General features: G+C 65.7%; 10 protein-coding genes. 2 read left to right on the forward strand and 8 right to left on the reverse strand.

Annotation, left to right across the window (positions count from 1 at the left end):
• Positions 1-38: 38 nt before the first annotated feature.
• From ndk to ileS, 4 genes are read right to left on the reverse strand one after another with little or no spacing between them, the layout of a single operon-like run.
• Positions 39-452 (reverse strand): nucleoside-diphosphate kinase, encoded by a 414-nt coding sequence (ndk, locus tag ACU18_RS06470; protein WP_050684718.1) that lies wholly within the window; start codon positions 450-452, stop codon positions 39-41.
• 38 nt (positions 453-490) lie between these two features.
• Positions 491-955 carry a DUF4233 domain-containing protein gene (locus tag ACU18_RS06475; protein WP_050684719.1) on the reverse strand — a complete coding sequence of 155 codons (465 nt, stop codon included), beginning with the start codon at positions 953-955 and terminating at the stop codon, positions 491-493.
• A 2-nt stretch (positions 956-957) separates the two neighbouring features.
• Positions 958-2,316, reverse strand: coding sequence for a bifunctional folylpolyglutamate synthase/dihydrofolate synthase (locus ACU18_RS06480; RefSeq protein WP_050684720.1), 1,359 nt, complete (start codon positions 2,314-2,316; stop codon positions 958-960).
• A gap of 3 nt (positions 2,317-2,319) precedes the next feature.
• Positions 2,320-5,640 (reverse strand): isoleucine--tRNA ligase, encoded by a 3,321-nt coding sequence (gene ileS / locus ACU18_RS06485; RefSeq protein ID WP_050684721.1) that lies wholly within the window; start codon positions 5,638-5,640, stop codon positions 2,320-2,322.
• 388 nt (positions 5,641-6,028) lie between these two features.
• On the opposite strand from ileS, the gene ACU18_RS19585 reads away from it, so the two are divergent.
• On the forward strand, positions 6,029-7,105 hold the full coding sequence (locus tag ACU18_RS19585) for an endonuclease/exonuclease/phosphatase family protein (protein ID WP_050684722.1): 1,077 nt from the start codon (positions 6,029-6,031) through the stop codon (positions 7,103-7,105).
• Between the two features lie 34 nt (positions 7,106-7,139).
• Here the strand turns inward: ACU18_RS19585 and ACU18_RS06495 are convergent, their stop codons facing one another.
• Entirely contained in the window at positions 7,140-7,898 is a 759-nt protein-coding gene (locus ACU18_RS06495) for an SDR family oxidoreductase (RefSeq protein ID WP_050684723.1), read from the reverse strand.
• 115 nt (positions 7,899-8,013) lie between these two features.
• On the opposite strand from ACU18_RS06495, the gene valS reads away from it, so the two are divergent.
• A complete protein-coding gene (valS, locus tag ACU18_RS06500) occupies positions 8,014-10,635 on the forward strand; it encodes a valine--tRNA ligase (RefSeq protein WP_050684724.1) in 2,622 nt (873 codons plus the stop codon).
• 393 nt (positions 10,636-11,028) lie between these two features.
• Here valS and ACU18_RS06505 read toward each other — a convergent pair whose 3' ends face one another.
• The 3 genes from ACU18_RS06505 to ACU18_RS06515 form a co-directional block, all read right to left on the reverse strand.
• Entirely contained in the window at positions 11,029-11,643 is a 615-nt protein-coding gene (locus ACU18_RS06505; RefSeq protein ID WP_050684725.1) for a mycothiol-dependent nitroreductase Rv2466c family protein, read from the reverse strand.
• Between the two features lie 67 nt (positions 11,644-11,710).
• Positions 11,711-12,991, reverse strand: coding sequence for an ATP-dependent Clp protease ATP-binding subunit ClpX (gene clpX / locus ACU18_RS06510; RefSeq protein ID WP_050684726.1), 1,281 nt, complete (start codon positions 12,989-12,991; stop codon positions 11,711-11,713).
• 178 nt (positions 12,992-13,169) lie between these two features.
• Positions 13,170-13,829, reverse strand: a complete 660-nt coding sequence (locus ACU18_RS06515) for an ATP-dependent Clp protease proteolytic subunit (protein ID WP_050684778.1) — start codon at positions 13,827-13,829, stop codon at positions 13,170-13,172.
• Between the last annotated feature and the right edge of the window lies 1 nt (position 13,830).

Below are 13,830 nucleotides of genomic sequence, written 5' to 3' on the forward strand. Positions count from 1 at the left end.
GCCTTAAGTGTCATCTCGCGGGACGGGCAGGTGGGGACTTAGAACCAGATCGCGATTTCCCGCTCGGCTGACTCGGGCGAATCGGAGCCGTGCACCAGGTTCTGCTGGACCTTCAGGCCCCAGTCCCGGCCGAAGTCGCCACGGATGGTGCCGGGGGCCGCGGTGGTGGGATCGGTGGTGCCCGCCAGTGAGCGGAAGCCCTCAATGACGCGGTGGCCTTCGAAGATGGCCGCCACAACGGGCCCGCTGAGCATAAATTCCACGAGCGGCTCGTAGAAGGGCTTGCCCACGTGCTCCTCATAGTGCTGCTCCAGGAGTTCGCGGGTGGCTTCGACCTTCTTCAGCTCCAGCAGGGTGTACCCCTTGGCTTCGATCCGGGCCAGGACGGCGCCGGTCAGGTTACGGGCGACGCCGTCGGGCTTGATCAGGACGAGGGTGCGCTCTGTAGTCACAACTGCTCCAATGCGTTGGTGGGGGTTTCGGGATAAGTCTACGGGGACTGCGGCGGGCTGGATCCGGCGGCCTGGTCCGGGTGGGCTGTTTCCCATTCGGCCTGGTCGCGCGCCCGTTGGGCTGCTTCCCGGTCCAGCCGGGTGCCGGTCCGGATCCCGTACCACCAGGCAAGCGCAAAGAGCACGCCTACCAGGAACATGGCGGGCTCGAAGATTCCCGTCAGGATCAGGACCAGCTGGAGGACCCAGCCCAATCCGATGCCCCAGGGTTTGCGCAGGACAGCGCAGGCCAGGATCATCACCACGCTCAGGCCGATGCCCACGCCCAGGATGAGGCCGGGGGCGAACTCCGCCCGCCGCAGGCCGAATACGGCCAGGGTGGCGAAGAACATCACAAACGCTTCCAGGAGCAGGACCGTGGAAGCGAACATCACCTTGGTGGACCGGCGTTTTTTGGGCATGCCCGGGCGCCAGTCGCGCTGCGCCTTGGTCAGCTTGGCCACCGCTAAGCCTCCGTCTTCCCGAGCAGGATCCGCGCTTCAGCCACCAACGTGATGGAGCCGGTCACCAGGACGGCGCCGGACAGGTCATCGTTGGCTTCGGCGCGTTCGACTGCCCATTCGATGGCGTCGTCCAGCTTTTCGGCCACATGCACCTTGTCTTCACCGAAGCCCATTTCGATGGCCAGCTCGGCGAGTTCGGCTGCGGGAACCGCACGCGGGGAGTTTGATTGCGTGAAGCAGAATTCCTCGGCTTCCCCGCCCAGGGACTCCTTGAGCTGGCGGAGGATCTCCTCGGCGTCCTTTTCCTTGAGCACACCCACCACCGGAACCAGCCGGGTGAAGGTGAAGGCTTCCTGGATGGCAGCGGCGGACGCCTTGATGCCGTCCGGGTTGTGCGCAGCGTCCACGATGATGGTGGGCGCGGTGCGCACCACTTCCAGCCGGCCCGGCGACGTGACAGCGGCGAAGCCTTCCTGCAGGACCTCGAAGTCGAGCTCCTTTTCCCCGCCGAAGAACGCCTCCAGCGCGGCGACGGCCACCGCTGCGTTCTGCGCCTGGTGCGCCCCGTGCAGCGGGACCAGCAGGTCCGGGTACCGGCCGGCGATGCCCTGGACGGTGACCATCTGGCCGCCCACAGCAACGGTGCGGTCCTCAACGCCGAACTCCACGCCCTCGAACCGGAACGGAACGCCGGTGTCGCGGGCCTTTTCCAGCAGGACCTGGGCTGCGTCCAACGGCTGGGCGGCGCTGATGAGGTAGCCGTTGGGCTTGATGATGCCGGCCTTTTCCAGGGCGATGTCGCCGGTGGTGTCGCCCAGCAGGTCGGTGTGGTCCAGTGAGATCGGCGTGATCACGGAGACTTGGCCGTCGCCCACGTTCGTGGCGTCGGTGATGCCGCCCAGGCCAACTTCGATGACGGCCACGTTGACGGGCTGGTCGGCGAAGATGGCGAAGCCCAGGATGGTGAGGCATTCGAAGTAGGTCAACCGCGGCTGGTTGTCTGCTTCCAACTCGGCGTCCACGATTTCCAGGTACGGCCTGATTTCGTCCCAGATCCGGACGAAGGTCTCATCGGGGACGGGGTGCCCGTCGATACTGATCCGTTCGGTGACCTTGGTCAGATGGGGGCTGGTGTAGCGGCCGGTGCTCAGGCCGTGGGCCCGCAGCACGGATTCGATCATCCGCGCCGTGGAGGTTTTGCCGTTGGTGCCGGTCACATGGATGATCGGGTACGCCTTATTGGGCTCCCCCAGGACGTCCATGGCCCGGAACAGCGGCGCAAGCCGGGGTTCCATCTTGTTCTCGGGCGCACGGCCCAGCAGTTCGGCGTAAACGCTCTCTACGGAAAATTCGTCAGTCATGTCCTAGACCTCCACCTTGGCCACCACAACGGCGGGTTCATCAACATCTGCGGGTTCTGCCGTGAGGTCCACGGTGAGGGTCTCGCCCTTGACCAGTTCGGCGTTGGCCAACAGCGCATCCACGACGCGCTGCGGTGCGGACACCGCGGTCCGGATCCGGTCGCTGACATTAAGTCCGGCGTCCTTCCGGGCCTGCTGGATGGCGCGGACCATGTCCCTTGCCAGCCCTTCGGCTTCCAGTTCCGGCGTGACCTCGGTGTTCAGCACCACAAAACCGCCGCCGGGCAGGACCGCCACGGCCGAGGTTGCTGCCGCGCCGCCGTCGGCCGTTGCCACCACGGTTTCGAGCGTGTACTCGTGCGGCTCAAGGGCCAGGCCACCTGCCACCACCAGACCCGCCGCGTCTACTGACCAGTCGCCGGACTTGGCGCCCTTGATGGCCACCTGGACGTTTTTGCCCAGCCGTGGACCGGCTGCCCTGGCGTTGACCACCAGTTTCTGCTCGATTCCGAATTCCTGCGGTGAGGCGTCGGCAGCGTCGAGGACCCGGACGGAGCGGAGGTTCAGTTCATCGGCTACCACACCGGCGAATCCTGCGAGGGCGCCGGCGCCGGGCGCCACCACCGTCAGTTCCTGCAGGGGCAGCCGGACACGGAGGTTCGCCGCTTTCCGCAGGGATGAGCCGGTGGAACAGATCTGCTGGACCCGGTCCATCGCTTCTACCAGCGAGGGGTTGGCCGGGAACAGGGCGGCATCCGGCCAGTCGGCCAGATGCACGGAGCGCCCACCGGTGAGGCCCCGCCAGATTTCCTCGGATACAAGGGGCAGCAGCGACGCGGCTGCCCGGGACACGGTTTCCAGGGCGGTGAACAAGGCGTCAAACGCGTCCTGGTCCTCGTCGAAGAACCGCTGGCGGCTGCGGCGGACGTACCAGTTGGTCAGCATGTCGAGGTAGCTGCGGAGCTCGTCGCAGGCACCGGAGATGTCGTAGGTGTCCAGCTGCGCCGTCATGTTCCGGACCAGCTCGCCGGTGTTGGCCAGCAGGTAGGTGTCCAGCGTGTCGGTGTAGCCGTCGTACCGGAGCTTCGCGTCGTAGCCGGCGCCGCCGCCTGCTGCGTTGGTGTAGAGCGTGAAGAAGCTGTAGACGTTCCAGAGGGGCAGGATGACCTGCCGGACGCCGTCGCGGATTCCCTGCTCGGTGACCACCAGGTTGCCGCCGCGGAGGATGGGGCTGGACATCAGGAACCAGCGCATCGCGTCGGATCCGTCGCGGTCCAGGACCTCTGACACGTCAGGGTAGTTCCGCAGGCTCTTGGACATTTTCTGTCCGTCCGAGCCGAGCACAATGCCGTGGCTGATGACGTTGCGGAAGGCCGGCCGGTCAAACAGGGCGGTGGAAAGGATGTGGAGCATGTAGAACCAGCCGCGCGTCTGGCCGATGTACTCGACGATGAAGTCGGCAGGGTTGTGCGTGTCGAACCAGGCTTCATTTTCGAACGGGTAGTGGACCTGCCCGTAGGGCATGGAGCCGGAGTCGAACCAGACGTCCAGGACGTCCTCAACACGGCGCATAACGGACTGGCCCTGCTCCGGGGTGCGGGGATCGTCCGGGTTGGGCCGGGTCAGTTCGTCGATGAACGGGCGGTGCAGGTCAACCTGGCCGTCCTTGTTCAAGGGCAGCCGGCCGAAGTCGGCCTCGATCTCGGCGAGGGAGCCGTAGACGTCGGTGCGCGGGTATTCGGGATCCGTGGACTGCCAGACGGGGATGGGGCTGCCCCAGTAGCGGTTACGGCTGATGGACCAGTCACGGGCGTTGGCCAGCCATTTGCCGAACTGGCCGTCCTTGACGTTGCCGGGGATCCAGTTGATGTCCTGGTTCAGGTCGGACATCCGGTCCTTGAACTGGGTCACCTCCACGTACCAGGACGACACCGCGCGGTAGATCAGGGGGTTGCGGCAGCGCCAGCAGTGCGGGTAGCTGTGCTCGTAGCTGGCCTGGCGGACCAGGCGGCCCTGGGCGCGCAGCACCTGGGTGATGGGCTTGTTGGCTTCGAAAACCTGCAGGCCCACGATGGCGTCCAGGTCGCCGCCGCGGAACAGGGGCAGGAATTTGGCGCCCTCATCCACGGAGAGGACCACCGGGATGCCGGCCTCTTCGCAGACTTTCTGGTCGTCCTCACCGTAGGCAGGAGCCTGGTGGACAATGCCGGTGCCGTCGGTGGTGGTGACGTAGTCCGCCACCAGGATGCGCCAGGCGTTCTCGGTGCCGTATTTTTCGGTGTCGCTGAAGTCATCCCACAGCGGCCGGTAGGCCAGCCCCGCCAGTTCGGCGCCGGTGTGGGTGGACACCACGGCCGCCTGCGCGGCCTCGTGGTTTTCGTGGCCAAGGTCCTTGGCGTAAGCGCCCACCAGGTCCGCGGCCAGCAGGAAGCTGCCCGACACGGGGGCGTCCGGAGCGGCGGCCTTGATGCCGTTGGGGCCGGCCGGCAGGACGGCATACGTGATGGCAGGGCCGACGGCGAGCGCGGCGTTGGTGGGCAGGGTCCAGGGGGTGGTGGTCCACGCAAGGGCCTGGACGCCGTCGAGCGCGCGGGAAAGGGCGGACTCCCCCGCAAGGATGGGGAACGTGACGGTGACGGTCTGGTCCTGGCGGTTTTTGTAGACGTCGTCGTCCATCCGCAGCTCATGGTTGGAGAGCGGCGTCTCGTCTTTCCAGCAGTACGGCAGGACGCGGTAGCCGTTGTAGGTCAGGCCCTTTTCGTGCAACTGCTTGAAGGCCCAAAGGACAGACTCCATGTACTCCACGTTGAGCGTTTTGTAGTCGTTGTCGAAGTCCACCCAGCGGGCCTGGCGGGTCACGTAGTTGCGCCATTCATCGGCGTACTTCATCACGGAGGCCCGGCAGGCGTCGTTGAACTTGTCGATGCCCATGGCTTCGATCTGGGTTTTGTCGGTCATGCCGAGCTGTTTCATGGCCTCGAGTTCGGCCGGCAGCCCGTGGGTGTCCCAGCCGAAGCGGCGCTCCACCCTCTTACCGCGCTGCGTCTGGTACCGGCCCACCAGGTCCTTGGCGTACCCGGTGAGGAGGTGGCCGTAGTGCGGCAGGCCGTTGGCAAAGGGCGGGCCGTCGTAGAAAACGAATTCGTTGCTGCCCGGTGCGCCGCCGGGGGCGTCGGCGCTGCGCGCATCGATGCTGGCCTGGAAGGTGCCGTCCTGCTCCCAGTACTTCAGGATCCGCTCTTCGACCTCCGGGAACTTCACGGACGCGGACACGCCTGCACTGCCGTTGCTGCTGACGGCTGAGGCCTTGGGGTAATTCGTCATTCTCGACATCCTGGGTTGAGCGTGGCGAGCCGCCGGCAGTCGCCGGGCGGTTCCGTTCAGGATGCGAGGACGGCTGCCGCATGGCCTGAAGACCGTGCGTGAACCGCGGTACCACCTCACTTACCGGCGCAGCCTGTTCCCTGGGGAACAGCCGGAGCGCCGGCCACTCATTACTGCTGTGACGGGCTTACCCGTCCGGTTCTACCGGCGCTGCCAACCCGAACCGGGCCGGTTGCGCGTTCTTCCGGAAGCTCACCGGTGATTGCCGGGTCATAGCCGTTGCCCAGTCTACTATTCCTGCCGCATCCGTGGCCATTTCCCGGACCGCTGGCGCAAGATTGCCGCAATTGTCCGGGATTGTGGGCAATTGTGGACAAATATTGGGGCCATGGAGACGTTTGGGTCCCCGCTGCCCTCGCCGGGGAAACCGCTGCCTGCAGTCCTGGGCTGGTCATCCGCCACGGCAGCCGCCGGCGCGGTGCTGTTCGGCCTGCCGGGCTCGCTCCTCCTGGGGGTGCGGCTCTTTCCCTGGGAGGTGGGCACGCCGTGGATCCAGCTGGTCTCGGCGCTGCCCGCCACGCTGCCCTTCACCGCGGCTGCCCTGGGCCTGGCGCTGCTGGCGGTGTGGACAGGCACAAGGCGCCACCACCGGGCCGGCGGCCAGCTTGTCCTGGCCCTCCTGCTGGCTGCCCTGCTGATGGCCCAGTCAGCCCTTGTCCTGCCCCGGGCCATCCCGGCAACCCGGGCGGCCCGCCCGGTGCAGATTGCCGGGCCGGGACCCGGACCTGGCCTTCGGGTGATGACCCTCAATGTCGGCGAGTCAGGGGTGGACGCCGCCCGGCTCCTGGCAGAAGCCCGGAACCGGGAGGTAGACATCCTGGCCCTTCCGGAGCTGGCGCCGCAGGGCCTGGAAGCCCTGGTGGAAGCGGGTGTGGCTGACCTGTTCCCCTACCGGTCAGTGGACGTTGACTGGGTGGGGGTGGGCAGCGGATTGTTTTCGAAGTACGCCATGGAACCCCGCCGGCGGGTCCCGGGAACGGAATTCCATCAAAGCCGGGCAGTGGCCTCAATCCCCGGAACGGATGCCCCGGTGAAGCTGACCGCCGTCCACGTCCAGTCACCGCGCCCTGGGCTCATCTGGAACTGGCGGCAGGAGCTGCGCCAGTTGGGGACCTTGCCAGCGCAGGGGCCGGCCGGTACCACGGTACTGCTGGGCGATTTCAATTCCAGCGCCGACCACCGTGAGTTCCGGGCCTTGCTGGCTGGCGGGCTCACGGACGCAGCCCACGCCGTGGGCAAGGGCCTGGCGCCTACCTGGCCGGTGAACTCGGAGGTGCCACCGTTCGTCGCCGTGGACCACATCCTGGTCAGTGCCGGGGTGAAGGTGACAGACGTCGAGAGCTTCATCCTTCCCGGCACCGACCATGCCGGCCTGGTGGCGGATCTGGTGCTGCCGGCCCCCTGATCCGCCCGTGGCCACTGTAAGCACAGCGGTCGGCTCAGCTTTTGCGGATCAGTTTGTGGTTTGCCGCCTGGGCGACGGGACGGATGACGATCTGGTCCAGGTTCACATGGTGCGGCGCGCTGACGGCATACCGGACCACGTCAGCCACATCGTCGGCGGTGAGCGGCTTTTCCACGCCCTGGTAGACCTTGGCTGCGGCAGCCTCGTCGCCGAGCCGGTTGAGGGCAAACTCCTCGGTGTAGACCAGCCCAGGGGCCACCTCGATCACGCGGACGTTGTGCTCAGCCTCCTCGAGGCGCAGGGCCCCGGTCATGGCGTGCTGGGCAAACTTGGCCGCGTTGTAGCCCCCACCACCCTCGTATGCCACCAGCCCGGCAGTGGACGTCAGGTTCAGCACCGTTCCCTGCCCCGTGGCCCGGAGCATGGGCAAGAAGGCGCGGGTGAGTTTCATGGTGCCCACCACGTTCACCTGGTACATCCATTCCCAGTCTTCCGTGCCCGCGTCGGCAATGCGGTCCGCCCCCCGGGCGCCGCCTGCGATGTTGATCAAAGTATCGATGCCCCCGGCAGCGGTGACATGGGCAACCAGCCGGGACACGTCGTCGTCCGCGGTGATGTCCGCGGGAACGGCGATGGCGCCGGTGGCGTCCTGGAGCGCCGCCAGCCGGTCAGCGCGGCGGGCCACCGCGAAAACCGTCCAGCCCTGTGCGCGGAGGGCGCGGACTGTCGCCTCGCCGATTCCCGTGCTGGCACCGGTCACTAGGGCTGCCCTGTTCTGTGATTCGTCAGTCATGGCACCACCCTAACGGGGGCCCGCAAAAGTGTGTCGCCCGATGAACCGGGCCCGCTGCCGCCCGGCGGCCGGCGCAACGCCGCTCCGTTCCGGGCAAGCATGGAACAATTGGCACATGGCTGAAGATAAACAGGGTACAGACACGCCCACCACCGCGCCCATCAACGTTCCGGACAAGCCGGCCCTCGAAGGCCTCGAAGCTGCCCTCACGCAGCGCTGGCTCACCGAAGGAACCTACAAGTTCAACCCCGACACCACCCGGGAGCAGGTCTACTCGATCGACACTCCCCCACCCACGGCTTCCGGTTCCCTGCACGTCGGCCACATGTTCTCCTACACCCAGACCGACGTCCTGGCCCGCTACCAGCGGATGACCGGCAAAAACGTGTTCTACCCCATGGGCTGGGACGACAACGGCCTGCCCACCGAACGCCGCGTGCAGAACTACTACGGCGTCCGCTGCGACCCGGCCATTCCGTACAACGCCGGGTACCGCCCGCCGGCCGAGCCCGCCAAAAACCAGCGCGACTTCGACGTTGTCTCGCGCCGCAACTTCATCGAACTGTGCGAGGAACTGGCAGTTGAGGATGAAAAGGTCTTCGAGAACCTCTTCCAGACCCTGGGCCTGTCCGTGGACTGGAACCTGACCTACCGCACCATCGATGACAACTCCCGGGCAGTGTCCCAGCGCGCCTTCCTGGCCAACCTCACCAACGGCGACGCCTACATGGCCGAGGCACCCACCCTGTGGGACGTCACGTTCCGCACCGCAGTGGCCCAGGCCGAGCTTGAGGACCGCGAAGTTGCCGGCGCCTACTACCGCTACCCCTTCTTCACCGAAGACGGCGACAAAATCTACATCGAGACCACCCGCCCCGAGCTCCTGGCTGCCTGCGCCGCCCTCGTGGCCAACCCCGACGATGAACGGTACCAGCCGCTGTTCGGCAAGAAGGTCACGTCCCCGGTCTTCGGCGTCGAGGTAGAAGTCCGCCCGCACCCGCTGGCCAAGGCCGACAAGGGTTCCGGCATCGCCATGGTGTGTACCTTCGGTGACCTGACCGACGTCACCTGGTGGCGTGAACTGCAGCTGCCCACCCGGGCCATCGTGGGCCGCGACGGCCGCATCATCGGCGACACCCCTGAGTGGATCACCACCCCGGGCGGCCGGGAGGCCTTCGAAAAGATTGCCGGCAAGACGGTCTTCAGCGCCAAGGAAGGCGTTGTGGAACTGCTCACCGCAGCCGGCCTGCTGGACGGCGAACCCAAAAAGATCATGCACCCGGTGAATTTCTTCGAAAAGGGCGACAAGCCCCTCGAAGTGGTCACCTCCCGCCAGTGGTACATCCGCAACGGCGGCCGCGATGCCGACCGCCGCGAACGACTGATCGGCCGCGGGCAGGACATCGACTTCCACCCGGCATTTATGCGCTCCCGCTACGAGAACTGGATCTCCGGGCTGAACGGTGACTGGCTGGTATCCCGCCAACGGTTCTTCGGCGTGCCGATCCCCGTCTGGTACCCGCTGGACGCGGACGGCAACCCGGACTACGACGCGCCGATCCTGCCGGCCGATGCGCAGCTCCCGGTGGATCCCGCCGCGGACGCCGCGCCGGGCTACCGGGAAGACCAGCGCGACATTGCCGGCGGCTTCACCGGCGACGCCGACGTGCTGGACACCTGGGCAACCTCATCGCTCACCCCGCAGATTGTGGGCGGCTGGAGCCGGGACGAGGACCTGCTGGCCAAGGTGTACCCGTTTGATCTTCGTCCGCAGGGCCACGACATCATCCGGACCTGGCTGTTCTCTTCGGCCGTCCGCGCGGACGCGCTGCACAACACGGCACCGTGGAAGCACGCGGCGATCTCCGGCTGGATCCTGGACCCGGACCGCAAAAAGATGTCCAAGTCCAAGGGCAACGTGGTGGTTCCCACCGACGTCTTGAACGACTACGGCTCGGACGCGGTCCGCTACTGGGCCGCCTCCGCCAAGCTTGGAGCGGACACGGCCTACGAAATTGCGCAGATGAAGATCGGCCGCCGCCTGGCCATCAAGCTGCTCAACGCCTCCAAGTTCGTCCTGAACCTGGGTGCCACGGAGGACTCCGTCGTTACCGGTGACCTGTCCGTCCTGTCCAACCCCCTGGACCGGGCCCTGCTGGCGCAGCTTGCCGCGGTGGTGGAGCAGTCCACCAAGGCCTTCGACAACTACGACTACGCCCGTGCCCTGCAGATCACGGAAAGCTTTTTCTGGCAGTTCACGGACGATTATGTGGAACTCATCAAGGACCGCGCCTACGGTGCTGCCGGCGAAACCGAGCAGGCTTCCGTGCTCGCGGCGCTGGCCACCACGCTGGACACCCTCCTGCGGCTCTTCGCCCCGTTCCTGCCGTTCGCCACCGAAGAGGTCTGGGGCTGGTGGCGCACCGGCTCCGTGCACCGCGCGCCGTGGCCGGCCGCACTGGAGGTTCCCGGGGGGGACACCACCATGCTGGCCACGGTGGGGGTCGCGCTCAGCGGCGTCCGCAAGGCCAAGTCGGAGGCCAAGGTCAAGCAGCGCACGGAAGTACTCGCTGCCACGATCTCCGCCTCCGCAGCGCTGACCGCCCAGCTGGAAGCCGGCCTGCAGGACCTCAAGGCAGCCTCCAACGCCCGCGACATCACGCTGGTGGTGGGTGACGGCGAACTCACGGTCACCGACGTGGAGCTGGCGCCCACCGAGGAGCCCGCCAAGGCCTGAGCCGGTTCATTCCGGGTATATCCGGGCAAAGGGGAAGCCCCATCAGCGTTTTGCCGTTGGTGGGGCTTCGACTTTTCGGCCATCCGGTGACGCTTGATGGTCTGGCAGGATCCGCCGATTTCCAGGTCTTCCTGCCACGTCACTGGCAGCTTGCATCCGGCTGTGCCAAGGGCTGCGTCAGATGCATATCACTGGATCTTTGGTTCCTGCGTCCTCCCTCTTTCGAAGGTGGTACCTGCAATTGTGATCCTGCCCTGGACCAATGGCAAGAGCCCCGGCAGAACTACACGAGAGTAGTTCTGCCGGGGCCCGTGTGCCCCAACTGACTCGCAGTTGTTGTCGTTATGAGGGCTCAAAACGACAACAACTGCGAGTCAGTTGGGTGGCGGTGGTTTAGCCGAACTGCGGGTCTTCCGTGCGGCTGCGCTTCAGTTCGAAGAAGTAGGGGAAGCCTGCCAGGGCTGTTGTGGCGTCCCAGAGTTTCCCGGCGTCCTCGCCACGCGGGATGCGGGTAAGGACAGGGCCGAAGAACGCGGTGCCGTTAAATGCCACCACGGGGGTGCCAACGTCCTGGCCCACCAGGGAGATGCCCTCTTCGTGGCTGGCGCGGAGTTTGGCGTCGTGGGCGTCGGTATCCGCAGCGTCAGCCAGGCCGGCCGGGAGGCCGCAGTCGGCCAGCGCCTTGGTGATGACCAGGGAGCGGTCCTTCTCCCCACCTTCGTGGATCAGCGTTCCCATGGCATCGTAAAGGGCCTTGACCACGGATTCGCCGTGGGCTTCCCGGGCCGCAATAATGACCCGGACCATTCCCCACGCGTTGTCCATGGACGCCCGGTACTTGGGGTCCAGGTCCCGGCCCTCATTCAGGACGGCAAGGCTCATCACGTGCCATTTAGTTTCGATGTTGCGGACGGTTTCGACTTCGCCGATCCAGCGCGAGGTGATCCAGGCAAACGGGCACAGCGGATCGAACCAGAAGTCGGCAGTGTTTTTGGCGGATTCAGTCATGGGAAGGTCCTTCAGTAACGGGCGGCTGCGCAGGGGGCAGCCACAACTGATGTGGGGGTTGAACCGGTCAGGCGGACTTGCGGCGTTTGGTGACGTGTTGGATGAGGGTTGGCTCGGCGCCCTTCAGCACAACGTCAGCGGTGATCACCACGCTGGCCACGTCCTCCCGGCTGGGAAGGTCGAACATCACGGGCAGGAGGACTTCCTCCATGATGGCCCGCAGGCCGCGGGCGCCGGTGCCCCGGTCCAGGGCCTGGTCCGCGATGGCATCCAGGGCGGCGTCGTCGAACACCAGTTCGGCGCCGTCAATCTGGAACATTTTCTGGTACTGCTTCACCAGGGCGTTTTTGGGTGTGGAAAGGATCTGGATCAGGGCGTCCCGGTCCAGGTTGGAGACCGTGGTGATCACGGGGAGGCGGCCGATGAATTCGGGGATCAGGCCGAACTTCAGCAGGTCCTCCGGCATGACCTCACCGTAGGAATCGATTTTTTTGCTGGCTTCGTTCAGTGGGGCGCCGAAGCCGATGCCCTTGCGGCCGGAGCGTGAGCCGATGATTTCTTCAAGGCCGGCAAACGCACCAGCAACAATAAAGAGGACGTTGGTGGTGTCGATCTGGATAAATTCCTGGTGCGGGTGCTTCCGGCCACCCTGCGGCGGAACGGACGCAACGGTGCCCTCCAGGATTTTCAGCAGGGCCTGCTGGACGCCTTCACCGGACACGTCCCGGGTGATGGACGGGTTTTCGCTCTTGCGCGAGATCTTGTCGATTTCGTCGATGTAGATGATGCCCTGCTCGGCCTTTTTGACGTCGTAATCGGCGGCCTGGATGAGTTTCAGGAGGATGTTCTCGACGTCCTCGCCCACGTAACCGGCTTCGGTAAGCGCGGTGGCGTCCGCGACGGCGAACGGGACGTTCAGCCGGCGGGCCAGGGTCTGGGCGAGGTAGGTCTTCCCGCAGCCGGTGGGCCCGATGAGGAGGATGTTGGACTTGGCGATCTCAACGTCGTCGTGGTGCCCGCCTTCGGCGAGGCTGCCGGCCTTCGGGGCGTGGCCCGACTGGATCCGCTTGTAGTGGTTGTAAACGGCGACGGCGAGGGAACGTTTGGCCGGTTCCTGGCCGATGACGTATTCCTGCAGGAAGTCGAAGATCTCGCGGGGTTTCGGTAGCTCGAAACTGCCCAGGTCTGCTACTTCGGCCAGTTCCTCTTCGATGATTTCATTGCAGAGTTCAATGCATTCATCGCAGATGTAGACACCTGGCCCGGCAATGAGCTTGCGCACCTGCTTCTGGCTCTTTCCGCAGAAAGAACACTTCAGCAGATCCGTGCTCTCGCCAATCCGAGCCATATGGAAACCCCTTTTAGAATCTTGCTGCCGGGCAGCCTTGCGCCGATGCTGGAATCTTCACCACCCGGCCTGGCCGGTGTGACACCTTCCACTCTAGGTCACATTCGGTCCCAAAGGGTGGAAGGCAAAGGCCGGTGGGGCCAAATGACGGCGGTCCCACCGGCCTTGGGCCGAACTGCTACCTGGTAATTGCCTGTGCCTTGATCTTTCGGGAGTCAAGGACCTGGTCGATCAATCCGTAGGCCTGCGCCTCGGCTGCGGTCAGGATCTTGTCGCGCTCGATGTCGTTGTTGACCTGTTCGGAGGTCCGGCCCGAGTGGTGGGCCAGGGTGTCCTCAAGCCAGGAGCGCATCCGCATCACTTCGGCAGCCTGGATCTCGAGGTCCGAGGCCTGCCCGCCCTGCCCGCCGGACAGTGCCGGCTGGTGGATCAGGACGCGGGCGTTGGGCAGCGCCAGGCGCTTACCCGGGGTGCCCGCCGCAAGCAGGACCGCTGCGGCACTGGCGGCCTGGCCCAGGCACACGGTCTGGATCTCGGGCCGGATGTACTGCATGGTGTCGTAGATGGCCGTCATGGCCGTGAACGATCCACCCGGGGAATTGATGTACAGGGTGATGTCGCGGTCCGGGTCAGTGGACTCGAGCACCAGCAGCTGGGCCATGACGTCATCGGCGGAGGCGTCGTCAACCTGCACACCGAGGAAGATAATGCGGTCCTCGAAGAGCTTGGTGTACGGGTCCTGGCGCTTGAAGCCGTAGGGGGTGCGCTCCTCGAACTGGGGCAGGACGTAACGGCTGGACGGAAGATTTCCGGCAGACCACCCGAAGTTGTAGTTCATG

It is taken from the genome of Arthrobacter sp. ZBG10 (assembly GCF_001238605.1).
Classification (GTDB): domain Bacteria; phylum Actinomycetota; class Actinomycetes; order Actinomycetales; family Micrococcaceae; genus Arthrobacter.

What these genes read in the sequence shown, in the direction of transcription:
- ACU18_RS06480 (WP_050684720.1), bottom strand. Translation starts at nt 2,316, where the DNA reads ATGACTGACGAATTTTCCGTAGAGAGCGTTTACGCCGAACTGCTGGGC.
- ileS (WP_050684721.1), bottom strand. Translation starts at nt 5,640, where the DNA reads ATGACGAATTACCCCAAGGCCTCAGCCGTCAGCAGCAACGGCAGTGCA.
- ACU18_RS19585 (WP_050684722.1), top strand. Translation starts at nt 6,029, where the DNA reads ATGGAGACGTTTGGGTCCCCGCTGCCCTCGCCGGGGAAACCGCTGCCT.
- ACU18_RS06495 (WP_050684723.1), bottom strand. Translation starts at nt 7,898, where the DNA reads ATGACTGACGAATCACAGAACAGGGCAGCCCTAGTGACCGGTGCCAGC.
- valS (WP_050684724.1), top strand. Translation starts at nt 8,014, where the DNA reads ATGGCTGAAGATAAACAGGGTACAGACACGCCCACCACCGCGCCCATC.
- ACU18_RS06505 (WP_050684725.1), bottom strand. Translation starts at nt 11,643, where the DNA reads ATGACTGAATCCGCCAAAAACACTGCCGACTTCTGGTTCGATCCGCTG.
- clpX (WP_050684726.1), bottom strand. Translation starts at nt 12,991, where the DNA reads ATGGCTCGGATTGGCGAGAGCACGGATCTGCTGAAGTGTTCTTTCTGC.
- ACU18_RS06515 (WP_050684778.1), bottom strand. Translation starts at nt 13,829, where the DNA reads ATGAACTACAACTTCGGGTGGTCTGCCGGAAATCTTCCGTCCAGCCGT.